This window comes from Marinomonas communis, assembly GCF_004363305.1.
Taxonomy (GTDB): Bacteria; Pseudomonadota; Gammaproteobacteria; order Pseudomonadales; family Marinomonadaceae; genus Marinomonas; species Marinomonas communis.
In genome coordinates, this window is record NZ_SNZA01000003.1 from 352,665 (window position 1) to 376,695 (window position 24,031).

Annotated in this window: 20 protein-coding genes; 11 read left to right on the top strand and 9 right to left on the bottom strand. The window is 45.0% G+C overall.

What is annotated here, in order from left to right; all coding sequences use genetic code 11:
* Positions 1-36 precede the first annotated feature (36 nt).
* The 3 genes from C8D85_RS10700 to C8D85_RS10710 form a co-directional block, all read right to left on the bottom strand.
* The gene (locus C8D85_RS10700; RefSeq protein WP_133562503.1) at positions 37-1,953 is read right to left on the bottom strand and encodes a beta-ketoacyl synthase; all 1,917 of its coding nucleotides are present in this window, start codon (positions 1,951-1,953) and stop codon (positions 37-39) included.
* Between the two features lie 147 nt (positions 1,954-2,100).
* Entirely contained in the window at positions 2,101-3,003 is a 903-nt protein-coding gene (locus C8D85_RS10705; protein WP_133562505.1) for a glucosaminidase domain-containing protein, read from the bottom strand.
* A gap of 172 nt (positions 3,004-3,175) precedes the next feature.
* On the bottom strand, positions 3,176-4,156 hold the full coding sequence (locus C8D85_RS10710) for a glutathione S-transferase family protein (RefSeq protein ID WP_133562507.1): 981 nt from the start codon (positions 4,154-4,156) through the stop codon (positions 3,176-3,178).
* Between the two features lie 103 nt (positions 4,157-4,259).
* Between C8D85_RS10710 and C8D85_RS10715 the strand changes: the two genes are divergently transcribed.
* The 5 genes from C8D85_RS10715 to C8D85_RS10735 all read left to right on the top strand — a co-directional run bounded on the left by C8D85_RS10715 (position 4,260) and on the right by C8D85_RS10735 (position 11,034).
* Positions 4,260-5,396, top strand: coding sequence for a GGDEF domain-containing protein (locus C8D85_RS10715; RefSeq protein WP_133562509.1), 1,137 nt, complete (start codon positions 4,260-4,262; stop codon positions 5,394-5,396).
* A gap of 292 nt (positions 5,397-5,688) precedes the next feature.
* The gene (locus C8D85_RS10720) at positions 5,689-6,336 is read left to right on the top strand and encodes a TetR/AcrR family transcriptional regulator (protein ID WP_244936993.1); all 648 of its coding nucleotides are present in this window, start codon (positions 5,689-5,691) and stop codon (positions 6,334-6,336) included.
* A 1-nt stretch (position 6,337) separates the two neighbouring features.
* On the top strand, positions 6,338-6,958 hold the full coding sequence (locus tag C8D85_RS10725) for a LysE family translocator (RefSeq protein WP_133562513.1): 621 nt from the start codon (positions 6,338-6,340) through the stop codon (positions 6,956-6,958).
* Positions 6,959-7,093: 135 nt separating this feature from the next.
* Entirely contained in the window at positions 7,094-9,526 is a 2,433-nt protein-coding gene (lon, locus tag C8D85_RS10730; RefSeq protein WP_133562515.1) for an endopeptidase La, read from the top strand.
* Between the two features lie 122 nt (positions 9,527-9,648).
* Complete coding sequence (locus tag C8D85_RS10735) at positions 9,649-11,034, top strand: MATE family efflux transporter (protein WP_133562517.1); 1,386 nt, start codon at positions 9,649-9,651, stop codon at positions 11,032-11,034.
* On the opposite strand, the gene C8D85_RS10740 is transcribed toward C8D85_RS10735, so the two are convergent.
* Complete coding sequence (locus C8D85_RS10740; RefSeq protein ID WP_133562519.1) at positions 11,035-11,793, bottom strand: TlyA family RNA methyltransferase; 759 nt, start codon at positions 11,791-11,793, stop codon at positions 11,035-11,037.
* Between the two features lie 106 nt (positions 11,794-11,899).
* Between C8D85_RS10740 and C8D85_RS10745 the strand changes: the two genes are divergently transcribed.
* The 4 genes from C8D85_RS10745 to C8D85_RS10760 all read left to right on the top strand — a co-directional run bounded on the left by C8D85_RS10745 (position 11,900) and on the right by C8D85_RS10760 (position 16,209).
* The gene (locus C8D85_RS10745) at positions 11,900-12,745 is read left to right on the top strand and encodes a sulfurtransferase (protein ID WP_133562521.1); all 846 of its coding nucleotides are present in this window, start codon (positions 11,900-11,902) and stop codon (positions 12,743-12,745) included.
* Positions 12,746-12,815: 70 nt separating this feature from the next.
* Positions 12,816-13,985: a nucleotide sugar dehydrogenase gene (locus tag C8D85_RS10750; RefSeq protein ID WP_133562523.1), complete on the top strand. Its 1,170-nt coding sequence runs from the start codon at positions 12,816-12,818 to the stop codon at positions 13,983-13,985.
* Positions 13,986-14,101: 116 nt separating this feature from the next.
* Entirely contained in the window at positions 14,102-15,118 is a 1,017-nt protein-coding gene (locus C8D85_RS10755) for a glycosyltransferase family 9 protein (RefSeq protein WP_133562525.1), read from the top strand.
* Positions 15,097-16,209, top strand: a complete 1,113-nt coding sequence (locus tag C8D85_RS10760) for a glycosyltransferase family 4 protein (protein WP_244937008.1) — start codon at positions 15,097-15,099, stop codon at positions 16,207-16,209. Before C8D85_RS10755 ends, C8D85_RS10760 begins: the two co-directional genes overlap by 22 nt.
* Positions 16,210-16,254: 45 nt before the next feature.
* Here C8D85_RS10760 and C8D85_RS10765 read toward each other — a convergent pair whose 3' ends face one another.
* From C8D85_RS10765 to C8D85_RS10785, 5 genes are read right to left on the bottom strand one after another with little or no spacing between them, the layout of a single operon-like run.
* Positions 16,255-16,818 carry an acyltransferase gene (locus C8D85_RS10765; RefSeq protein WP_133562529.1) on the bottom strand — a complete coding sequence of 188 codons (564 nt, stop codon included), beginning with the start codon at positions 16,816-16,818 and terminating at the stop codon, positions 16,255-16,257.
* A 21-nt stretch (positions 16,819-16,839) separates the two neighbouring features.
* Positions 16,840-17,634 carry a glycosyltransferase family 2 protein gene (locus tag C8D85_RS10770; RefSeq protein ID WP_133562531.1) on the bottom strand — a complete coding sequence of 265 codons (795 nt, stop codon included), beginning with the start codon at positions 17,632-17,634 and terminating at the stop codon, positions 16,840-16,842.
* Between the two features lie 8 nt (positions 17,635-17,642).
* Complete coding sequence (waaF, locus tag C8D85_RS10775; protein ID WP_133562533.1) at positions 17,643-18,653, bottom strand: lipopolysaccharide heptosyltransferase II; 1,011 nt, start codon at positions 18,651-18,653, stop codon at positions 17,643-17,645.
* Positions 18,646-19,593, bottom strand: a complete 948-nt coding sequence (rfaD, locus tag C8D85_RS10780; protein ID WP_133562535.1) for an ADP-glyceromanno-heptose 6-epimerase — start codon at positions 19,591-19,593, stop codon at positions 18,646-18,648. Before rfaD ends, waaF begins: the two co-directional genes overlap by 8 nt.
* Before the next feature lie 19 nt (positions 19,594-19,612).
* Positions 19,613-20,764: an AGE family epimerase/isomerase gene (locus C8D85_RS10785; RefSeq protein WP_244936994.1), complete on the bottom strand. Its 1,152-nt coding sequence runs from the start codon at positions 20,762-20,764 to the stop codon at positions 19,613-19,615.
* A 64-nt stretch (positions 20,765-20,828) separates the two neighbouring features.
* Between C8D85_RS10785 and hldE the strand changes: the two genes are divergently transcribed.
* Positions 20,829-22,256, top strand: coding sequence for a bifunctional D-glycero-beta-D-manno-heptose-7-phosphate kinase/D-glycero-beta-D-manno-heptose 1-phosphate adenylyltransferase HldE (gene hldE / locus C8D85_RS10790; RefSeq protein WP_133562537.1), 1,428 nt, complete (start codon positions 20,829-20,831; stop codon positions 22,254-22,256).
* Positions 22,256-24,022 (top strand): lipid A export permease/ATP-binding protein MsbA, encoded by a 1,767-nt coding sequence (gene msbA / locus C8D85_RS10795; RefSeq protein WP_133562539.1) that lies wholly within the window; start codon positions 22,256-22,258, stop codon positions 24,020-24,022. Before hldE ends, msbA begins: the two co-directional genes overlap by 1 nt.
* The last annotated feature ends 9 nt before the right edge of the window (positions 24,023-24,031 follow it).

Sequence of the window (24,031 nt, forward strand, 5' to 3'; positions counted from 1 at the left end):
GTGCAGGCACTTTAGTACCTGCACAGTATGATCCTATTAAACGAGATCGTCGAACTCATTCTCTACGTTTAGATCGACTGGCATTTGGTAGCCAGGTAATTGGATTTTCTTATCTGTTATGTCTAATTCTTCACCACCGAGCACATTAAAGCCAAAGCGGTAGATAGGTTCAATTTCGCCTCGAATCATGGCTTGGTTGTACGCTTGGGCAGCTTCTTGTACGGCTTTGTTCTTATCTTGGTAAGTAGCCAACTGCTCATCACTGTAGCGCTTGCGAAGCATCGACATAGCTCTATTTGGTGATAAAAGTACTGCCGTAGCATTATTGCCACCGAAACCTTTGGAGTTAAGCAAAGCCGCCTCAAAATGATCTTTGCCGTATTCTTCGTGCTTCAATTGGAATTTAAGGCCGTCGGTATAAACATCATCAGCGACTGCATTTGATGTGATAATACCTGGAAGAATACCATGCTCCCAAACGCCTAATGATAGGTGTAGTTGGTCACCGCCTGCAGTACCTTGAGAGTGACCAAGGTAGGCTTTCATGGCTGTCACGGGCATGCTTGTTGCGCCGAAGCTGGTCGCTGCTTGGCTAAGTACATGGGACTCAGTAACACGGTTTTGCGGAGTGCTAGTGCCATGGGCTTGGATAAATGTTCGATCCGTTAGACCGTCGACACCAATGATATTCTTCAAGTAAGCCATGGCTTTACTAAGGGTTAAATAGTTACCAACGCCTGGTGCGGAAATCGACTTCTTGTAACCATCGGCATAAGCGTACACCGCAGGAATTGCACCATGAATGGTTGCGCCCAATTCAATGGCTAACTCATCATCCATCAACAGAGTCCACTGGCTTGACTCACCAATGGTAAAGCCACAGTTCTGAGCGAATGGGCGGCAGCTGCGAGTGTGATCTGGCTCTTTCTGGTTTTCCAGTTGGTCTAAGGCAAGTAGTGCGGTGTCTTCTGCCAATGCGCCCATGGTTCTGAAACCTTCGATGATCTCAGGGGTAATTGGGGCATCGCTGCCACCAACCATTGCGACACGAACTTTACCGGCTTTGATTTGCTCAACAGCACGCTCTAGATTAAAGAAGTAGGTAGCACAGGCGCCGATTGAAGTACCAACGTTACCAACAGACCCTAAAATATAGGCGTTAACGAAATCCGCTGGCATTTGCGCGTAGCCAAGAGGTAAGTGCTTAGATGTTGTGCGCTTGCCCATTAAGGCTGATTTCAGCATGCCGCCAAAGCCAAGATCATCCATTTGACCGATCGAGTTAGCTGCATAAACCGCCACTTGATCTGGCGCGACAACATTTCGAACTTTATCCCAATCTAAGCCACTACTAAGGATTGCATCAGAAGCTCCATAAACGGTCATCTGAAGACCACGGGGATGGTTGCGGCTCTGATACAGTTTTGAAGGGTCGAACCCTGTAGGAAGCTGACCAGCCGCTTTTACACTGAGAGACTTAGAGTCTTTAATAAAGGTTTCTAATGTGCCGTCTACAGTGATTTCGCTATGGGTTTTGGACAGCTCTTTTACTTGCCAATTGGCCGGGATGTTATCCGGAAGAGAGCGTGTTTTAACGCTAAAACTAAGCTTCTCACCTTCTGCAACAGGTGCTAGAGCCGAGCTTTTGTGAATAACAACGTTATCAACGTCAAAGAGACTTGGATGAATGCGACGAATCAAGGTGCGCGCTAGAATCTCTTCACCAAATGTATCGATGAGCGTTTCTGAGTCAAGGGCTTCACCATCATGAGTGAGCCAAGCGCCATTTTGGTATTCTGCAATATTCGTGATTGTCGCAAGATCGAGCAGGACTTCCTGCTGAATGGCTTGGGGAAGTAAGTCAAGAATGATTCGACGATACGCTTGATGGAAGGATGTGCGTCCAGCCGAATTGATTCCGCCAAAGCCAACAATAACAGGTAAACGGGCCAAAGGAATGTCCTCGATTTATAATTTTCGGTATTAACTAGCGGTATTGTAAAGGATGGGGGCGATTCGCCGCCACCCTAGATGCAGCGAATTTTATTGTAAAAAGAGAGGAATACACTGGGAATTAAGCAAATTCCTCTCATTAAATGGTTACTCGTTATTATAAAGAGCTTCATCGGTATGAACATTGAAGCGCCAAAGTTCATTGTAATCGATCAGGCTCTCTATCTCGTCAATATAGTCTTGTCCGCGTTGAGAGTATTTTTCTAGCCCATGAACCAAGGCAAGGCCAGTAATGGTTTCTTTATTCTTGCGAAGCTCAGCACGAATACTGCGTAGCTCTTTGTAAGCAGAATTGCTGTTCAAGTTATCAATGTAGGCGAATACAGATTCACGGGCGTCAGTAAATTTCCTAACTTCGTGATCTTGGTCTTCTCCACGTGCATTGGGGACTAAACCGCAGCCCCGTGAGAAACACCACTGACCGAAGTAGTTATTACCTTCGACCGCAAAGCGAGATGTTCCCCAAGCTGATTCATTTGCCGCCTGTGCTAACACCAGTGATGCTGGAATGATATCAACGTACTTCAATAGTGCTGCGATATCTTCATGTGTGTAGACCCCTAGTTTACGAAGTTTGTGGATCTTACGTAGCGCTGCAATCCATGTCTTATCTTCGCGTGATGGAGGCTCGGAATTGTTTAGGATAGCTTCAATGCGAGCTCTATCTTCTAGCAATAAAGCATTTTTTTCTTGTACGAACGGTAATAAGAAATCGAAGAACGCCTCTTTACGCTTTTGCACATCTTGAATGTCGGCAAAGTTAGGTTTGTTGTCTTCAATAGGGTGGCTTTTGAAATATTCTTGCTCTTCTTCCGTGACTGAGGCTTCCCGTGAGTTCTCACGTTTCGGTTGCTCCGGGACGCTTTTAGGCGCGGGTTGTTCTGTTGTGACCGTTTTTGATCCAGTTTGCTGAGTACCTTGTGGCTCTATTTTTAACCACAAAATCAAAATAACGATACTCGAGATTACCCAAAGTAACTTACGTTCCATATCCAACCATCATTAATTAGAGCGTTAATATACAAAACGAGCAGCAGGTTAGCCTGTTGCTCGTTTTGAAAGTTCAATATATGAGCAGCACATTATCCGAAAAAAACCAATAATTTGATAGCTGATAGTTTGAATATTGTCAAAAAGTGCGCAACTTTCTCTAAATTTGTCCTTAAAATTCGGAACGAAAAATTTTTTCAGGGCCTTTCGGGACGACTCGGGTTGGATTGATAGTGTCGTGGCTGTAGTAATAATGTTGTTTGATGTGGTCAAAATTCACGGTATCAGCGACGTTTTGAGTGCGATACAAGCCTTCTAAATATCGGTTTAAATTCGGTAAATCGATAATGCGTTGGAGGTTGCACTTGAAGTGGCCATAGTAAACCGCGTCGAAACGAATTAATGTCGTAAATAAGCGCCAATCCGCTTCAGTGACTTGAGTGCCACATAAATAAGGCTGCTGGCCTAACGTTTCTTCTAGGTGTCGCAAGGTATCAAACAACGGAAATAACGCGTCTTCATAGGCTGCTTGAGTGGTTGCGAACCCTGTCTTGTAAACCCCATTGTTGACCGTGTCATAGACTGTCGAGTTGATCTGGTCGATGTTGTGCTGAAGCTCATCAGGGTAATAGTCGTCATGATTATTGGTAAGATGATTGAATGCGGCGTTAAACATTCTAATGATGTCAGCAGATTCATTCGAGACAATGGTGTGCGTATGTTTGTCCCAAAGAATGGGAACAGTGACTCGTCCCGAGTACTCAGGTTGAGCATGAGTGTACAGCTGATGGGCAAATTGAAACTCATGGAGAGGATCCCCTAAAGGAACATGGTGATCGTTAAAGTTTGTGTCTTCGGCAAAAGTCCAACCATGCTCAAGCATATGAGGGTGCACACAGCTAACACTAATGTGATCCTCCAATTGCTTTAGATGTCGAAAGATTAGTGTGCGATGAGCCCATGGGCAGGCCAAGGAAACATATAGATGATAACGCCCTGACTCGGCTAAAAAGTGTGTCGCATCGTTAGCATCGAAGTCATCTGGCGACACCAGCCAGTTTCGAAATTGTGACTGAGAGCGTACAAACTTGCCCTGAGTCGCTTTTGTGTCATACCACTGATCGTGCCATTTGCCGTCTATTAGTAATCCCATAACATTCTCTTGCTCGTTGTTTTATCTAATTATTAATGAAATCGTTACGTTTTCGGGGCAAGATATTGATTTGTTTTGATCGATTGGTTCGATAGGTTGCTTCATGCCGCAAAGAACTGGCTCTCTGTTAGTGCCTCTTTTTATTCTATTAGCTGGTTTATTTGCCAGTGCTTATATTCAAATTTTGCCCGAGTTGGCGCTTGAGTTGTTACCTTGGTTGCCCTATGTGCTGGCGAGTGTGATGGTCTTTTTAGCTTGGCACTTTAATCGAGGCAAGGTGTTGCTGGCGGGCGGGCTGATTCTTTTGCCTGCTTTTTACCCCTACATAGCTACTGAAAGTTTTCCAAGTAGTTCAACTACTGTAGCGGCGATAGGGCTAGGCTTGTTGCTTGTATTGCGAGAGCGAGGCTTCTTCAATCGTTTTGTTTTTAATCGTATTTTATTTCTTGCTATGTTGCTGGCATGGAGTGTGGCTTATGAAAAAGGCACGATTAATTTCGACTTTCTGGCAATTAATGTTCCGCTATTAGATGTGACGCTGTCGAGCTTGTTGTGTTGGGCTGCGATTGCGATCACCAGTTTATTAAGTTTGTCGTACTGGTGGCGAAAAGCTGATGGTTTCTCTACCGCCGTGCTGGTAAGCCTAGCAACTTTATTGTTGATCGAATGTCAGAATTTTTCTGTCAATCAAGATGCGGCAATTCGCAGTGCGCAAATTCTGGTTTGGGTTTGGTTTGTTATTGCGGAAAGTCATCGTATGGCGTACCGAGATGAATTAACTCAATTACCAAGTCGTAGGGCCTTGAATGAGGCGATGCTGGCGTTACCGAGACATTATGCAATCGCCATGTTAGATGTTGATCATTTTAAAAAGTTTAACGACTCCTATGGCCACGACAAAGGAGATGATGTGTTGCGCATAGTAGGGCGGGTCATGCTGCGTTATGGCGGATCTGCATCCGTTTTTCGCTACGGTGGTGAAGAGTTCACGCTTCTGTTTAAGGGGCGAAATGTTGAGCAAGCAGAAGAAACACTCGAACAGGTCAGGGAAGAGATCCAAGCCCAACGGTTGGATGTCTCGACGGATGCTAAAACAAAAGAAATATCTGTGACTGCTAGCTTAGGATTGGCCTATTCGACTACTGGAGAGGCGCCTGGCGATGTGATTAAGCGTGCGGATCAGGCGCTTTATCAAGCTAAGCGTAAAGGGAGAAACCGCTTGATGGTTGCCGCGGATTAAAAACTTAAACAAATGGTCAGATTTTTCTTGCACTTCTTTTTTTGTGTCTGTATTCTGACCGGATGTTCAAGTTTTGCTGCATCTCGTGTAGCAAGTCCAGATTACTAACAAGCCAATATTGGTAAGTTGTAAACTGAGCCAACGTGGTACAACAGCACTAAAGGTGTACGCCTAACACCGAACTGTTGTGAGGGGAACGGGGAGCTTTGCTCCCCATTTTTAATGTTATCTCGCCTGATTCCCTTTATAATTCACACACCTGTCTGTAATTAGCCAAATGACTGAGGCAACTGTGTCTGAATCTCCCAAACGTTCGAAAAACCAGCTGAAAACTCATATCCGTGCTCAGAATCAAGCACTCATTCTCGAAACGGCTGAGCGCATTTTTGCGCGTCAAGGGTTAGCCAAAACCACGACACAGATGATTGCAGACGAAGCTGGCTTACCCAAGGCTAATATTCATTATTACTATCGCTCTAAAAAAGATCTGTTAGAAGCCGTGCTTGAGCGTATTCTGCAGTTATGGCTAGACTCTGTGAGTCAGTTTTCAGAGGAGCTTGGGCCTCGTCATAACTTGACGCGTTATATTAGTGAGAAGCTCGACCAATCACGCCTTAATCCAAGTGCCTCTAAAGTATTCGCTATGGCGCTCATTGGCGAAGAGCCCTTTGTGTTGGAGTTCTTACGCCGATTCTTTGTGGACGAACTGCAAAAAGAGAAGCAAACATTGGATCGTTGGGTGGAACAAGGGTTAATGAAGCCGGTTCCAGTTGAGCATTTGTTCATCACTATTTGGGCAATGACCCAGACGTATGCGGATTTTGATGGGCAGGTAAAGGTTTTGTTGCAAAAAGAGCAGCTTGAAGAGTCGGATTTTGATGACGCTAAACAGTTTATTACGCGAATGATATTACTCAGTTGTGGCATAGAGGAAGTTTAAAATGAGTTTAGAAAGTGCAATGACGTTTTTTGTCGCCATTTTTATTTTTAGTATCACTCCCGGGCCTGGTGTCTTTGCGATTTTAGCAAAAAGCCTAACGCAAGGTGTCATCAAGACATTGCCTCTATCTGCTGGGATGGTGTGCGGTGATATTCTTTATCTTGTTATGGCATGTTTTGGTTTAGCGGCCATTGCTCAGCAATGGGAAGTGCTATTTCTAGTGATCCGTTACGTGGGGGCGGCATACCTTCTCTACTTAGGTTGGAAAATGTGGACGTCGCCGATTGATTTAGATGTTGATAATTCAAGTATTAGCGCTAGAAAAAATGGCTGGTCTGCGGCACTGCAAGGTTTTCTTATTTCCTCTTCAAACCCTAAAGTGGTGTTGTTTTATATCGCATTTTTACCAACGTTTATGGATGTGACGGTGCTTGATGGTGGAGATATCGTCCTAGCCTCTGTCTTAGCATTTTCCGCACTCATGTTAGGCCTCACTCTTATCTCGTACTCAGCTTCCCAAGCACGCCGACTAATGAAATCCGAACGAGCGATGAAGCGTGTGAATCAAGGTGCGGGTGGCATTATGGCGGGAGCTGGTGCGTTTTTAGCGTTACGAGGCTAAACCTTAAGACTGCAATATTTATGGATGAATTGCGCAGAAACTTATATCGGATTGTATTTTTCACAAACGTCACTACATAAGTTTTATTGTTCCTAAACTGATTTTTAGAATCAGCGTTTATAGAGAAAGAGACTTATGAGTGACGACGAAAAGTATTTAGATCCATCTGAAGGCGATGTTGTTGAAACGGATGAGGTGTCCATAAGTGACCCACGCTCACTCGCTTTACCGGATGATGTGTTACCTGACACGCTGTACATCCTGCCTGTCTCCAGCAGACCTTTTTTCCCAGCTCAAGTGCAGCCTGTTATGGTGGATGCTGAACCTTGGGAAGACACTCTTGAGCACATTGCTGAGCAGCCGCAATCGGTGGTTGGGCTTGTTTATGCTGAAAGAACTGGTGCAGGTGCCCCCAAAGTAGAAACTTTTTCTGAGATCGGCTGTGTAGCGCGAACGCACAGAGCAGAAAAAACAGATGACAAAATTACCTTCCTAGCGCAAGGCATTAAGCGTATAGAAGTGGTTGAGTGGCTCAATACCGAAGCGCCATATTTAGCGCGAGTACGCTATATCAGCGACTCTAAAATACGTGATGATGAGTCAAAAGCGTACTCCATTGCGATTCTTGATGCGATCAAAGAGCTGATTCGATTAAACCCGCTTTTCAGTGAAGATCTACGTCAGTACTTGGGGCGTTTTTCATTTAATGAACCTGGTTTGCTGGCAGATTTTGCGGCTTCCATTACTTCTGCAGAGCCTCAAGAGTTATACGAAATTCTTGCTACACTGCCGATTACTCCGCGTTTGCATGCGTCTCTGACTTTACTTCGTAAAGAGCTAGAGATTGCGCGATTACAAAATGAAATCAGCGAAGAAGTAAATCAAAAGATAAGCAAACATCAGCGCGAGTTCTTCTTAAAAGAGCAGCTAAAAGTCATTCAAAAAGAGCTGGGTATCTCTAAAGATGATCGAACATCTGATGTAGAGATGTTTGAAGAGCGCCTATTAAATAAAACGGTGCCCGAAGCGGCCATGAAAAAGATTGAAGAAGAGCTGCATAAATTAAGCATTCTTGAATCGGGCTCACCTGAATACGGGGTGACGCGTAATTACCTTGATTGGGCGACGTCTATTCCATGGGGTGTTCATTCAAAAGATAACCTTGATATTAACAAAGCTCGCGAGGTGTTAGAGCAGCATCACGCGGGCCTTGGGGATGTTAAAGACCGCATTGTTGAGTTTTTGGCCTTAGGTGCTCACCGCCAAGAAATGGGCGGTTCCATTATGCTATTGGTTGGCCCTCCTGGAGTGGGTAAAACATCTATTGGTAAATCTATTGCCGAAGCGTTGGATCGTCAATTTTACCGTTTTAGTTTGGGCGGGATGCGCGACGAGTCTGAGATTAAAGGCCACCGTCGTACTTACATTGGCGCCTTGCCGGGTAAATTTGTTCAAGCTTTAAAAGATGTAGAAGTTGAAAACCCTGTCATTATGCTGGATGAAATCGACAAGATTGGCTCTTCTTTCCAAGGGGATCCAGCCTCAGCGTTGCTTGAAGCGTTGGACCCTGAGCAAAATGTAGAATTTCTAGACCACTACTTAGACATGCGAGTGGATCTTTCAAAAGCCTTATTTGTTTGTACTGCCAATCAGTTGGATACCATTCCAGCGCCATTGCTGGACCGTATGGATGTGATTCGATTATCAGGCTATATCGCGGAAGAAAAATTGGCCATTGCAAAACAGCACCTATGGCCTAAGTTGCTGAAGAAAAACAAGCTTTTGAAAAAGCAGTTAAACATTACTGATGCAGCGTTGAAGTACATTATCGAATCCTATGCTCGTGAAGCTGGTGTTCGTGGACTGGATAAACTGCTGCAGAAGATTTTACGTAAATGTGTTGTGCAGCTGATGACCGGAGAGAAAGACAGTATCAATGTCGGTGTTAAGGACGTGGAAACCTTCCTTGGTATGCCATATTTCCGCAATGAGAAAACCTTACGTGGTGTCGGCGTTGTGACGGGGCTTGCTTGGACTTCAATGGGGGGAGCGACACTTCCTGTGGAAGCGAATAAGGTTCATGAGCTTAGCCGTGGTTTGAAGCTGACAGGTAAGCTGGGCGAAGTCATGAAAGAGTCGGCTGAGATCGCTTATTCATACGTCTTGTCTCATACCAAGAGTTATCAGAAGAATGCGGAATTCTTCGATAAGTGCATGATTCATTTACATGTGCCAGAAGGTGCTACACCAAAAGATGGACCTAGTGCAGGCATTACCATGGCGACAGCATTGATGTCGTTGGCCAAAGGCGAACCTGTACAACGGCCACTGGCCATGACTGGTGAGTTAACTCTGACAGGACAGGTGCTTCCTGTGGGAGGAATTCGTGAAAAGATCATTGCTGCGAAGCGTAGTAAAGTAAATGAAGTGATTTTGCCAGAAGCCAACCGACGTGACTTTGAGGAGCTACCTGAGTCGGTTAAAGCGGACATGACCGTACATTTTGCTGAGCGCTTTGCTGATGTGGAAAAGGTCGTTTTTGCGAAATCGGACCGCGGTATTCACTAAAAACTCCACATTCCTTCGTTCTATCGCCTATTAAAAGGTGAGATAATGATTTTGCCGAATCCTATTTGGGTTCGGCTTTTTCTTATCTGCGCAGAGCGCGATGTACTTTTTCGAGGGTAGGCATGCCGAAACAGGCAACATTGACAAAAGGTTCAACCTTTAAACACGTCTCCATTATGTCATTTACCGGTGCATTAGGTTTGATGGCAATGTTTTTGGTGGACTTGGTCGATATGCTTTTCCTATCGATGCTTGATGAACGAGAAGCCGTCGCGGCGGTAGGATTCGCCAGCACCATCATGTTCTTTACCGTATCGATTAGTATTGCGGTCTCTATTTCTGCGACAGCCCTTGTCGCTAGGGCGATCGGTGAAGGCAACTTTGAGCTAGCTAAGCGCCGTGCTACCAATGTATTAGGCATGGGGGTTATTTTTTCGAGTATGGTGGTCTGGTTCTTATGGCCACGTATTCCCGATATGTTGGTGTTTTTGGGTGCTAATTTCAAAACCTTAGACATGGCGACCAGTTACCTGCAGATTCTTATGCTGGGTATGCCTGCGGTCATGATTGGGATGATTGCATCAGGTATTATGCGTGCGTTGGGGGATGCTCGACGAGCAATGTATGCGACGTTAGCCTGTAGTATCGTCAATGCTGTACTCGACCCGATTCTTATTTTCCTATTTGGTCTAGGGATTGAAGGAGCTGCGATTGCTTCATTGTTGGCACGGCTATCCATGGTGGCCGTAAGTTATTATGGCGTGGTGTCGATTCACCGAATGCTCGGAGAATTTGATTTGGTTGAAAGTTTTAAAGACTTGAAGCCCATCGCTGTCATTGCCATACCTGCCATGCTAACGAATATGTCATCACCGCTTGCGAATGCCATTGTCATGGAGTTCGCGGCTGGGTTTGGGGATCATGCTGTTGCGGGGATTGCCATTGTTGGGCGAGTCATACCGGTTGTATTCGGTGGGCTGTTTGCTTTATCGGGGGCTGTTGGGCCGATTCTGGCTCAGAATTATGGTGCTCGGCATTTCCATAGAATGCATAACGCAATCACCAGCGCCGTGGTATATGCGTTAGGGTACTGCCTAGTGCTATGTTCAGCCTTGTATCTTGCCCAAGACTTTTTAGTGTCTATTTTCAATGCGTCCGACGATACGGCTCGTTTGATTCATTTCTTTGCTACATACGGTTCCTTTAGTTTCTTTTTTCAGAGTTTATTGTTCATTGCTATAGCAGTGTTTAACAATTTAGGAAAACCACTAAACAGCACTTTGTTAAACTTTGGACGAGCGACGTTAGGTACTTTGCCGCTGATCGCTTTCTTTGGCTGGCTGATGGGGGCTGAGGGTATTATCTTTGGGCAAGCAATTGGGTCGGTCATCTTTGGCTGTATCGGTTTTGTGATGGCTCGCCGTTACTTGCATGAGTTAGAACGACGAGAAGTGATGACTTTTCAATCTGATGCGTCGATACAGCAGGATATCTGCCCTAATAGCTAGTTATGTTCGCTGGGCAAACAAGACGAACTCTTGGTTGCCATCCCCGCCTTTGATCACACTTTTTTCATAGCTGATGACGCTAAAGCCTAGCTGTTGAATTAACTGCTTCATGTCCGCTTCAAGCTGCTGGACTTTATGCTGGTCTTTGACAATGCCACCCTTGCCAATGGCTTCTTTACCTAACTCAAATTGTGGTTTGACGAGAGTGATTAAATAGCCGCCTGAACAAATTAAGCTAGGCAGCTGTGGCAGTATTTTAGTTTGAGAAATAAAGGAAACGTCCATTACGGCCGCATCAAACCCCTTTTCTGGGTAGTGCTCACCTAGATCCTGTTTACTTAGGTGACGAGCATTTAGCCCCTCTAAACACACTACGTCGTCTCGTTCACGCAAACGGCGGTCGAGTTGATCATGCCCAACTTCAACTCCCACTACTTTGGCAGCGCCATGTTGTAGAGCACAGTCGGTGAAGCCACCTGTAGACTGCCCTACATCAAGTACTGTGTAACCTTGAATATTTAGGTTAGAGGCTGACAAGGCTCCAGCTAACTTCAAAGCACCACGTGAAACGTAGCGATCGTCTTCATCCAACTCCAGCTTGATCTCAATGTCTTCACTAACTTTAAGGCTTGGCTTTGCAACCGCTACCCACAAACCTTTATCAAAGATAAATACTTTGCCTTGGCTAATAAAGGTTTGCGCTTGAGAGCGAGATTTACAAAGTTGCTTTTCGGTGAGTAATTGGTCGATACGTTTCATGATCTTGATTTCTTAATTCAGTGCGGGCGCATCATAGCAAAAGCAAATGAATCGCAGTAGGCTATTGTCCATTATTCGTCATTTTGCCGATTTAGGAGGCGCTTCAATGGCTTTGCCAACGATGGTTTCTACCGCACAATTGCATACTTTATTAGAACAAGATGATCTAGTGTTGCTTGATAGTCGCTTTTATCTGAACGACTTGGAGAAAGGTCGCAAAGTCTATCAGCAAGGACATATTCCTGGAGCGCTTTTTGTCGATCTTCACCATCAATTGGCGGGAACGGAAACGGCATTTACTGGGCGTCATCCATTACCAGAGCCAGATGCGTTAGCGCAGACGTTAGCAAGCTTAGGCATCAATAATAATTCTCAGGTCGTGGTATACGATGATATGGGGGGCGCGATGGCCGCAAGGGCCTGGTGGATGTTAGTTCAGCAAGGCATTGAAGTGTATGTCTTAAATGGTGGTTTTGGTGCTTGGCAAAAGCAAGGGTTGCCTATTGAAATGGGGGTTAACCAGCCTGCGCCTACTGAGTTTCGTATCAAGGTAAGCTATCCATGGTTAGTCACTGAAGAGGATGTAGTAGCTAACTTTGAAGCTGATCGTTTTCAATTGCTAGATGCTCGGGCTGAAGATCGTTTTAATGGTATGAATGAAACCATGGATCCAGTCGCAGGCCATATACCTGGTGCGATTAACCGCCCGTTTATGAACAACCTTAATGCTGAAGGATTGATGAAATCGCCAGAGCGGTTGCAGACAGAGTGGGGGGCGCTGTTGCAGCACATTGAAAAACCAATTGTTTACTATTGCGGCTCCGGTGTGACGGCATGTCACAATGTTCTAGCGATGAACTATGCTGGATTAGAAGCTAAGCACGTCTACGTTGGCTCCTGGAGTCAATGGGCAAAGCGTATGCAGAGAATGATGCAAGAGCACTCCATCTAAGCTGTCACAGAGTTGTTACTTTCTAGATGCAAGATGATAGCAATGAACACATTGCTTAGAGGACTTGCATATGAAAATTGCTGTGGTGGGTACGGGGTATGTTGGCATATCAAACGCGCTATTGCTTGCCAAGAATAACCAAGTGATAGCGTTGGATATTGATCCCGAAAAAGTAGCTTTATTAAATCAAAGGCAATGCCCTATCCAGGACAGTGAAGCTGAATATTGCTTAGCGAATACTTCCCTAGATTTACGGGCAACATTAGAGCCTGCTGAAGCGTATGACGGCGCCCGTTATGTCATCATTGCAACACCGACTGACTACGACCCTGAGACCAACTACTTTAATACAGCTCATGTAGAGTCCGTTATCCAGGGTGTTATGGCGATTAATCCTCATGCCATCATGGTGGTAAAATCGACTGTGCCAGTAGGGTTTACCCGTGAAGCAAGAGCTAAATTTGGTACCACTAATCTTATCTTCTCCCCTGAATTTTTACGTGAGGGGAAAGCGCTTTATGACAACCTATACCCATCTCGAATCATTGTCGGAGAAAAGTCAGAACGAGCTCAAGCTTTTGCCGAGTTGCTAGCCGAGGGGGCAGAGAAAGAAGAAGTCGATATCTTATTGACGGGATCAACTGAGGCTGAAGCTATTAAGCTCTTTGCGAACACTTATTTAGCTATGCGGGTCGCGTATTTTAATGAGCTTGATTCTTATGCTTCGATTCATGGCTTGAATACAAAAAATATCATTGAAGGTGTCTGCTCTGACCCTCGAATAGGCAAGCACTATAATAACCCTTCGTTTGGTTATGGTGGTTACTGCTTGCCAAAAGATACTAAGCAATTGCTGGCAAACTACGATCAAGTACCAAACAATTTGATTCGTGCGATTGTGGATGCAAATGCCACTCGTAAGGACTTCATCGCTGAAGAGGTCTTAAAGCAGAGGCCTAAAGTCGTAGGAATATACCGTCTTGTTATGAAAGCTGGATCTGATAACTTTCGAGCGTCAGCCATACAGGGAGTGATGAAACGAATTAAGGCGAAAGGTATTGAGGTAATTGTTTACGAGCCAGTTTTAGAGCAAGCTCACTTTTTTAATTCTGTGGTAGAGACTGATTTGGCCTTATTTAAACATAAGGCCGACGTCATAATTGCTAATCGCCTTCATGAAGAGCTAACAGATGTACAAAGCAAAGTGTATACCCGTGATTTATTTGGCGGGGATGCTTAGCTTTCAGAACTCTTTGATCTATCTAATGGATTTATGTGGGGCTGCTATCTACTTAAGCCCTAATAAGCTTTAAACTACACGGCTTGTATTTATTCTGATCGTGATATGGTTTGTGCATGAAAATATTAGTCGTACGTAATGACAAAATTGGTGACTTTGTTTTAGCGTTACCAGCTTTCAAAGCCATCAAACAGGCGTTTCCTAGCGCTAACGTCGTTGCATTAGTGCCAGCTTATACCGTAGATATCGCTAGGGCTTGTGAGTGGATTGATGACGTCATTATAGATCCTGGCAAGCCCGATTCACTGAAAGAGTTTGCTCAAGCACTTGAAGCAGAAAAGTTTGATGCGTCAATCTGTTTGTTTTCCAACACGTACAACGCCAAGCTTGTACGTAAAGCCCGAATACCGATCCGGATTGCCCCTGCGACAAAGTGGGTGCAATTTTTATATACGCATACTTTAAAGCAAAAACGCTCTAGATCTGAAAAACCTGAATTTCAATATAACTTAGAGTTGGCTAATTATTTTATAACGGTGCTTAAGGGGGCTGTTGAGCCTGTGTCACCGCACCAGGTATTGCATTACTCTGATGAACTTAAGCAAATGCAAAGAGCAAAATTGGCCCATCAGCTGAACATATCTTTTGACCGAAGAGTGTGTTTTGTACATCCCGTCACAGGGGGATCTTCGAATACGCTTACGCAATCTCAATGGTGCAAGTTGATCACATTCTTAGATCAACTTACCCCCACTCAATTTGTCATCACAGCAGGTCCTGGTGAGAGCGAGGTATCTGGAGCGCTTGTTGATGCCTTAGCAGGTCAAATAGACTCGGTCGTACTGTATGATAAGAATGATGGTTTAGAAGATTTCATGCGCTCAATTGCTGTGGCTGACGTGTTCATAGCTGGTTCGACGGGGCCGCTACACATTGCTGGTGCGCTGGATGTGCCTACTATCGGGTTTTATCCTAAAAAACGATCTTCTACTCCGTTACGTTGGCAAACGCTGAATAGCCCAGGTAAATGGTTGCCTTTTCACCCGAATGAACAGCAAGAAGATCTCACTCAGTTTGAGGTTGAGCCGCATTTGCCAGAGATTAAGAATTGGTGTTTATCACTAGAGAAGTAGTTTTACCGATGAATATATTACATATATGCCTTTCTCATGGATTTGGTGGATTAGAAATGTACCCCCTGCGAGTGGGGAAGGAAATGAAGGCGTTAGGGCATCAAGTCTTCGGTCTAACTTTTCAGGGTTCTGAAATTGCTGAAGTGATGCAAAGGGAATTTGACGCCAGCTGGGAATTGGAAACACGTGGTAATGGCTATAAGCAGCTATTCAAGCTAGCAGATTGGATTAAGCAACATCAAATTCAGTATGTTCATTGTCACAAGTCCTCAGATTTGTTGCTCGCTGTATTACTAAAAAAACTGTGTGGTTTTAAATTAATTTACACGGACCACATGGGGGTGAAGAAACCGAAAAAAGATATTTTTCACCGTTTTATTTACCGTAACGTGGATCAGCTGCTTTCTATCAGCCAATTTACCTTAGCGCATAATAAAAAAGCTCTCCCAGTGAAAGATGAGTGTATTCAGGCATTATGGCTTGGCACGGATATTTCGGAGCTGCCGACAGAAAAGGCTGATCTTAAGGCTGAGTTAAAGCTGGCGCCAGAAACCTTCATGATTGGCATTGTCGGGCGTTTATCGCCGGGTAAAGGGCACTTTGAGTTGCTTCAAGCAATGACGCATTTAGATGAGCGCTTTCATTTGGTCGTGGTTGGTGGATTGAATGCAAAGCAGGGCGGGGATGACCCCTATATCGCAAAACTGAAGACCTATGTTGCTGACCATGAGATAGCTTCAAAAGTGACCTTCTATGGTTTCTCATCGACACCGGAAAAGCAGTTGTCTGGAATGGATGTGGTGGCAATTCCCTCACATCTTGAAGCCTTTGGTTTGACCGTGATAGAAGCGATGGCGCAAGGTAAGGCGATCATTGGGGCAAATACAGGTGCTATCCCAGAGATTATTGATAATACTGGTGTACTTGTTGATCCGCTGAATGTCGAGGCGCTAGCCGCTGCGATGAGCGATTTAAGTTTGGATCAAGCAAGGCGAGAGGCATTAGCTAAAGCGGCTCGTGAACGAGCCGAGCAACAATTTGACCAGAAAGTGCATGTGCGGAAACTGTTGAGTATTTATCAAATGCTCTAGTTCATATAAGCACGATGACGGGGAGAGGTGAGACGAGGTTAGCTGTTAAAAAGTTAGCTCGTCTCGCCAAGAAATATCACTGGCGACGACTTTGGCTGGCGATCCAACAGCAATTTGTTGTTCTTCGATGCTTTTGGTCAGAGTTGAGTTGATGCCAACCACTGAGCCATCTCCGATGTTTACGCCTTTTAGAATGGTTACGTTATCTGCCAACCAAACGTGATTGCCGATCTGAATAGACTGAGCGGGATTGATGCGTTGTTTTTCGCGTAAAATGTCATGGCCATCACTGGTCATGATTTTTACGTTTCGGGAAAACATGCAATCGGCTCCGATGATAAGTTGTGTGCCTCTCTCCCGGGAGGAGAGGTAGCTGTCCTCACCAATGATGGTATCTCGTTCGATTTTGATCAGGCAGTCCTCACCATTTATTTCAATATGAACGCCTCGCAAATTACAACCTTGAGCAATCTCTAATCGATTGTTATTGCCTTTGATGCTAATACGGCAGCTTTTAACCTTGCTATGAGGGTGAATATCCAAGCTATTGTTGTTGCGTACTCTTAAAGTATTAAAGAGTTTAAGCTTCAATTGCTGTAACAATGTCATAGGGCATCCTTTACTTAAAAGTTAATTCGAATCCGGGCGATCAGCTTGCTGGCGTACCCATAAATCAGCGTATTTAACAAATGTTGAATGAGCAGACAAAACTGCTAACAAAAAGCCTTGTTTACCATCTAGGAAGCCACGTTTTACAAGGTACATTTTCACAAAACAAGCAAAGGCATGCAGGCTTGCAGAGCTAAGGGAGGTGGTTTTTCCTCGCTTTTGCTTTTGGTCCGCTGACAGCTTTGCATAGGATGCTGATTTAACTAGGTAGTGATGCAAATTATCATAGGTGTAATGCGTCATGTCACCAGATAGTGGCAAAGTGGCTACATCTTCTTTTAATATCACTTTTTCATGGACAAGGTCATCCGAATAGCCGCCTTCATCAACACGATATAAGCGAGTTACTCTGTCTGGGTACCAGCCTGAATGGGTAATAAAGCGGCCAAATACCCAGCTTTTTCGGTTAACACTGTATGCTGTCTTCGGAGCTTGTGTCGTTAAGGCTTCTATAATGCTGCTTTTGAGTTCGGGAGTGACCACTTCATCAGCATCAATCCAGAATACATAGTCAGTATTAACATATGCTTGAGCCGCTTGTCGCTGTAAACCAAATCCTTCCCAATTGTCTTTAGTATAAAAATGGGATGTATATTGGCGTGCGATCTCTTCTGTCGCATCACTACTGCCAGAGTCCAGCAAAACAATTTCGTCAGCCCAACTTGCTAGGCTCTCCAAACAGGCTTTAAGGTTCTTTTCCTCATTTTTAACAATCAAAGCGGCGGTAACGGTCGCTCGTTGGCTTGCTTGTGACATGAAAAATCCTAGTGTGAAGGCGAAATGGTCTGGATGATCTGGCTCGGTTCCAGGTTATTTAAACAATCAGTATGCCCAAGTGGGCATTGGCGTTTAAAGCAAGGGGAGCAATCGAGATGTAAATTATGGATCACTTTATTGTCGGTCAGTGGTGGTGTAAACGCTTCACTGGTCGAGCCATAGATACCATGTACTTTAGTGCCAACGGCTGCGGCCACATGCATTAATCCCGAGTCATTGCTGATGGCAACTTCTGCGGCCGCTAATAGATCAATTGCATCCACCAGCTGTGTTTTTCCACAAAGGTTATGCGCGTGAGGGCCAAGATCTTGAGTGATCACATCTCCGTCCTCGATATCTTTTGGTCCACCAAGGATCCAAACTTGGTAACCTTTTTGTATTAGCTCTTCTGCCAAGGTTCTAAAGTGTTTGAGGGGCCATTGTTTGGCGGGGCCATATTCTGCCCCCGCCATCATGGCCACAGCTGGGCGCTCAGCATCTAAGTTGTGCTGTTGATATAAGCTTTTTTGATTACCAATATCTGTGCTCAACTTAGGTTGGGGGAGCACTTTTGGTGGGTAGGCTTCTTGTGCCGCGAGTCCCAATGATACAAAGCGCTTAACGGTTTGATTTAGAACTTTCTTATCAAGCTTTCGGCGTTCGGTAAGTAGGATATAGCGCTGTTCACCGTGAAAGCCGACCCGCTTAGGTATCTTCGCAAAGAAAGGCACAAGCGCTGATTTCCAGGATCGTGGCAGCACGATTGCTTCGTCATATTTTTCTTCGCGCAATGCAATGCCTAGCTTTCTACGGGTACTGATTCCCCATTCGCCATGCCCTGTTTTGAGAGTGATAGCATGACGAACTTCGGACATTCTTTCTAGAATCGGGCTAGACCAAGCTGGGCCAATGACATCAATAATGGCATCAGGGTCTTGCTGTTTAATGGATGTAAACAGTCCTTGTGCCATCACCATATCGCCGACCCAAGAAGGCCCAACAATCAAATATTTAGCCACGGTTATCTAGCCACACCATATAATCTTTCACGCCTTGAGCAAGGCCACGGAAAGAACCTTCGTAGCCAGCTTCACGGAGTTTAGTGATGTCTGCCTGAGTAAAGCTCTGGTAAGCACCTTTCAGATGTTCTGGGAATGGAATGAACTCAATTTCCCCTTTACCGTAATGCTCGATAACCGTTTCAGCGATAGTCTTGAACGGCTCAGCATTGCCTGTACCCAAGTTGAAGATACCTGCTTTTTCAGGGTTATCTAAGAACCAAAGTTTGGTGTTTACTAGGTCTTCCACATAAATGAAATCACGGCTCTGTCCACCTGCTTCATAGCCGTCATAAGCACCGAACAATTTCGGGTTTTCACCGGCTAATACTTGATTGCGTAGGTGGAATGCCACACTGGCCATACTGCCTTTGTGATTTTCGCGTGGGCCGTATACGTTAAAGTAGCGAAAGCCAACGATCTGAGAAGATGCGGTTGGTAAAATCTCACGCACATATTGATCGAATTGGAACTTCGAAAACGCATACATATTTAGCGGGTTTTCGTTTTCACGAGACTCTTGGAAAACGGGGCCAGGACCATAAACTGAAGCTGAAGATGCGTATGAGAAAGCCACTTTATGGTCGAGACACCATTTCAATACCGCTTTTGAGTACTGGTAGTTAACGTCCATGACGTATTTACCGTTCCACTCAGTAGTCGCAGAGCATGCCCCTTCATGGAACACTGCTTTAGCTTGAATGTTCAGTGAGTCGGTTTTAATCGCCTCAAGGAAGTCGTACATATCCATGTAGTCGGCAATGTCTAGGTCAGATAGGTTTAGACATTTCTTGCCATCTGTTAGGTCGTCGACTAGGAGAATGTCACGGATGCCGCGATCGTTCAGTGCCTTGATGATGTTGCTGCCGATAAAGCCGGCGCCGCCAGTTACAATGTACATAGTCTAAGTCCTGTAATCTTTAAGAATCTCGCCATTTTAGCACTTCTGCTAAACCTAGGAAGATGTGATATCCCGTGGTGCCTGGTAAGGGGAAACCTTTACTTTGATTGTTTGCGTCTAGGTATTCAATCCAGCGGCCACGGTCAATAAAGTAATAAGTTAGTAAAAATTCTAATGCGTCTTCTAAACGGTCGCATCGCTCCTGCTCATCCAGTTTTACAACACAGCAAGCTTTTAAATATTCGGTGATTGGCCAAATACGCTTATCAGCATCAACGACTTGAAAAGTGTTACCATCGATGCTGTTGGCAATGCCGCCGTTCGCGCTCATACCGTATTTTGTAGCGACTTGCCATAGCTGCTTGGCAAGCTCTAGATCCTGTTTACGGCCAGTGATGCGATAAGTCTGATGTAATAACCACACCCACTCAAAATGATGGCCAGGTTCTACGAGATGACCTGTTTTTGCATCAAGGGATAAGTCTGCATTAAAGAACTCCCGTAATGTATAAGTTTTCGGGTCAACAAAATATTTTTCTGCTAGCGAACAGATTTCAATAATTCGTGCCGCATACTTTTCCGCTTGGGTTGCTTCAAACGCCGCAACAAATCCTTCTAATAAGTGCATATGCGGGTTTTGACGACGCACTGTTTGCTCATTTAACGGAAAAGCCTCATAAAAGCCGCCATTTGGGTGGCGCATCTTTTGATCTAAAAACTGATCGGTTCGCTCAATAAAGGTTAATGCTCGTTCATCTTGGGTTAACATAAAGTAATGACTGAACGACAGCATCACGAAAGCAAGTGCGTAGGCATCACTTTGCGTATCAAGAATGTTCATGTCGTCGTTGCGTGAGAAAATCCAACGATCATCGACAAAATACAGCTCGATAATGGCATTAAATAATTTTGAAATTTGTGCGTCATAACCGGATATCACCCCAAGCTTTGTTGCATGGCTTAGAGAATATAGTTGGCGACATTGAGTCAGTAGACGCACGCGTCCCACAGGGTTGGGTTGCCAGTCGAGAGTTAGGCTTTCAAGGCTATAACCAGTTTCTGTAAAACCGTGGTTGACCCAGTTTGGGATCAGTCCTTGGAAAACATGATCTGCACAACTCTCTATGCGTTTGTGCAAGGTTTGAGGTATTTCCATGTTGATCAATTTCACATGAGTCCAAATTGAAAGTTGCTTATGATAAAATGTTCGACTTCAAAAATCGATGAAAAGCGCCATGATATCCTCACATTTAAACTTTAAGAACAAACATATCCTTGTTGTTGGTGACGTAATGCTAGATCGCTACTGGCATGGCGGCACTTCCCGAATTTCGCCAGAAGCTCCGGTTCAGGTTGTCAAAGTCTCCAATGTTGAAGATCGCCCAGGTGGCGCTGCGAACGTAGCATTGGGGCTTGCGAAGCTTGGCGTACGAGTATCCTTAGTGGGTGTCGTAGGGAATGATGAGAACGCAACGGCATTGGAAAACACTCTAACTGAGCAAGGCGTAGAGTGTCATTTTGTAACGGCTGATAACCTTCCTACTATTACCAAATTGCGTGTGATTAGTCGTCATCAGCAGCTTATTCGTCTTGATTTTGAAGAGCGTGAAGACTCACTTAGTCAGAACCAAGCTGTTGCTGATAAAGTGGCAAGTCTGTTACCTGATTCTAGCGCAGTCATTTTCTCAGACTATGCCAAAGGGTGTTTGGCGGACGTGCAAACACTGATCCAGTTATCGAATGCTGCCAACGTGCCAAGTTTTATTGATCCGAAAGGAGACGATTTCTCCATTTATCAAGGCGCAACTTTAGTTAAACCTAACTTGGTCGAATTTGAAGCCATTGTTGGTAAATGTGCGGACCTGAAGGAGATCGAGAAAAAGGGCTTAGAGTTACGTCAGCGCTTTGGCTGGAAAGCGTTGTTGGTGACACGTGGCGAAGATGGATTGGTGCTATTAGAAGATGGCAAACCTTCTTTCTCTCTCGCAACAGCTGCCAAAGAAGTGTTTGATGTGACGGGCGCTGGCGACACTGTAGTAGCTGTTTTGACGGCGGTCTTTACAACGAGCAAGCGTTTTGCAGACGCGGTGGATTACGCCAACCAAGCGGCTGGTTATGTGGTAGGCAAACTAGGTACGGCGTCAATTGCCGCTGAAACGCTAGAAGCCATTATGTTTGCTCGTTCGCACTCGACTAATTTCGGTGTGTTGTCTCCTGAAGAGCTGAAAGAGCAAATTAAACTGGCGCAACTGAACGGCGAAAAGATTGTCTTCACCAACGGCTGCTTTGACATCCTTCACCCAGGCCATGTGACTTACATTAAACAAGCTAAAGCACTGGGCGACCGTTTAGTGGTGGCAGTGAATACCGACGCTTCGGTTAAGCGTTTAAAAGGTGAATCGCGTCCTATTAACGATCTAACTCATCGCATGGCGGTATTAGAAGGCATTGGTGCGATTGATTGGGTGACTTGGTTCGATGAAGACACACCATTAGAGGTTATTCAGCAGTTGACCCCAGACGTCTTAGTTAAAGGTGGTGACTACACCATAGAGTCAATCGTTGGTGCGGATCATGTCCTGGATAATGGCGGTGAAGTAAAAGTGCTGACATTTGTAGACGGATACTCTACGACCAAAATTATTGAAAAGGCGAATAGCTAATGACGGCTTCAGATCAACAAGCTCCGGCAAAAAAGTCAGGGGTTAAGATCTACTTGCGCCTACTGGGCTACATTAGGTCTCAGTGGTTAGTGTTTTTAGTCAGTGTCATGGGGTACATGCTCTATGGTGCAATGGAGCCCGCACTAGCGGCGCAGCTAAAATACATTGTTGATGTGGTCTCAAGTGGTTCCATTGAAGAGAACCGTTTACTGATTCCTGCCACCATTTTGGCGATTATTTTCTTGCGTGGTATCGGTACGTTTTTTGGTAGCTACTTTATGGCGATAATCGCCAACAAAGTAGTTTATGACCTGCGCACCACTATGTTCGATAAATTAGGTTTATTGCCGACTAGTTATTACAGTGAAATGCCATCAGGTCGTTTGTTGTCTAAATTGACCTATGACACCGAACAGGTGATTGGTGCGGTAACTTCTGCTGTGAAAACTTTGCTGCGTGAAGGTTTAACGGTTGTGGGCCTACTGGGTTACATGCTGTATGTAAACTGGAAACTGTCGATTCTTTTCTTGTTGATTATTCCTATCATCGGTTATGTGGTGTCTTATGCCTCCAAGCGTTTTCGAAAACTAAGTAAGCGTATTCAAAACGCGATGGGTGGGGTGTCCGATGTCGCCTCTGAATCGATCAAAGGCCATGAAGTCGTTAAGATTTTTGGTGGCTTCGAATACGAGCGAGATCGCTTTCGCCAAGCTGCGGGGGATAACAAACGCTCCCAGTTAAAGATGGAATTAACCAAAGCGCTGAATATCCCTGTTGTACAGTTTTTAGTAGCGATTTCTTTGGCAATTCTTATCTGGTTAGCCTTAGATCCAAATCTTAGTCAGCACATGTCAGCGGGTGATTTTGTTTCCTTTATCACTGCGGCGGGCATGCTAAGTAAGCCTGCTCGCCAACTGACAGATGTGAACAGTACTCTGCAAAAGGGGATTGCCGCAGCACAGAGCATCTTTGACTTCATTGATATGGAAGAAGAAGAGGACAAGGGCGCTAAGCAATTAGGGAAAGCCAAAGGTGATATTGAGTGGCGTAACTTAAGCTTTCAATACCCGAGTAGTGACCGTCTGACATTAGACAATATCAATTTGACTTTGCCAGCAGGTAAAACCTTGGCGCTGGTTGGTCGCTCTGGTGGTGGTAAATCTACTTTGGCAAATCTCGTGCCACGTCTATACGACGTTGCTGATGGAGGGTTGTATATTGATGGCTTAGACAGTCGTGAGTACAGCCTAAAGAGCTTGCGTAGTCAGATCGCGTTGGTGAATCAGAATGTGGTGCTGTTCAATGGCTCTATTCGCGAGAACATTGCCTATGGTTATTTGCGTGGTGCCTCCGAAGAAGAAGTCATTGCAGCGGCGAAAGCAGCGAATGCTTGGGAGTTTATTCAAGGCTTAGACCAAGGCCTAGATACCATGGTCGGTGAGAATGGTGTGTTGCTCTCTGGTGGCCAACGTCAACGTATTGCCATCGCTCGTGCAATTTTGAAAAACGCGCCTATTTTGATTTTGGATGAAGCGACATCTGCCTTGGATACTGAGTCGGAACGGGCAATTCAACAGGCACTAGATAGTCTGATGAAAAACCGCACTACCATTGCCATTGCCCACCGACTTTCGACCATTGAAAATGCAGACATCATTGCGGTGGTGGATCATGGTTCAATCATTGAAGTCGGTTCCCATCATGAGTTATTGGCGCAAAATGGCGCCTACGCTCAACTTCACCAAAAACAATTTAACGAAGAGTAACTCAGATTT

What these genes read in the sequence shown, in the direction of transcription:
- C8D85_RS10745 (WP_133562521.1), top strand. Translation starts at nt 11,900, where the DNA reads ATGGCTTTGCCAACGATGGTTTCTACCGCACAATTGCATACTTTATTA.
- C8D85_RS10750 (WP_133562523.1), top strand. Translation starts at nt 12,816, where the DNA reads ATGAAAATTGCTGTGGTGGGTACGGGGTATGTTGGCATATCAAACGCG.
- C8D85_RS10715 (WP_133562509.1), top strand. Translation starts at nt 4,260, where the DNA reads ATGCCGCAAAGAACTGGCTCTCTGTTAGTGCCTCTTTTTATTCTATTA.
- C8D85_RS10755 (WP_133562525.1), top strand. Translation starts at nt 14,102, where the DNA reads ATGAAAATATTAGTCGTACGTAATGACAAAATTGGTGACTTTGTTTTA.
- hldE (WP_133562537.1), top strand. Translation starts at nt 20,829, where the DNA reads ATGATATCCTCACATTTAAACTTTAAGAACAAACATATCCTTGTTGTT.
- C8D85_RS10725 (WP_133562513.1), top strand. Translation starts at nt 6,338, where the DNA reads ATGAGTTTAGAAAGTGCAATGACGTTTTTTGTCGCCATTTTTATTTTT.
- C8D85_RS10735 (WP_133562517.1), top strand. Translation starts at nt 9,649, where the DNA reads ATGCCGAAACAGGCAACATTGACAAAAGGTTCAACCTTTAAACACGTC.
- C8D85_RS10710 (WP_133562507.1), bottom strand. Translation starts at nt 4,156, where the DNA reads ATGGGATTACTAATAGACGGCAAATGGCACGATCAGTGGTATGACACA.
- C8D85_RS10705 (WP_133562505.1), bottom strand. Translation starts at nt 3,003, where the DNA reads ATGGAACGTAAGTTACTTTGGGTAATCTCGAGTATCGTTATTTTGATT.
- C8D85_RS10770 (WP_133562531.1), bottom strand. Translation starts at nt 17,634, where the DNA reads ATGTCACAAGCAAGCCAACGAGCGACCGTTACCGCCGCTTTGATTGTT.
- lon (WP_133562515.1), top strand. Translation starts at nt 7,094, where the DNA reads ATGAGTGACGACGAAAAGTATTTAGATCCATCTGAAGGCGATGTTGTT.
- msbA (WP_133562539.1), top strand. Translation starts at nt 22,256, where the DNA reads ATGACGGCTTCAGATCAACAAGCTCCGGCAAAAAAGTCAGGGGTTAAG.
- C8D85_RS10765 (WP_133562529.1), bottom strand. Translation starts at nt 16,818, where the DNA reads ATGACATTGTTACAGCAATTGAAGCTTAAACTCTTTAATACTTTAAGA.
- C8D85_RS10740 (WP_133562519.1), bottom strand. Translation starts at nt 11,793, where the DNA reads ATGAAACGTATCGACCAATTACTCACCGAAAAGCAACTTTGTAAATCT.
- rfaD (WP_133562535.1), bottom strand. Translation starts at nt 19,593, where the DNA reads ATGTACATTGTAACTGGCGGCGCCGGCTTTATCGGCAGCAACATCATC.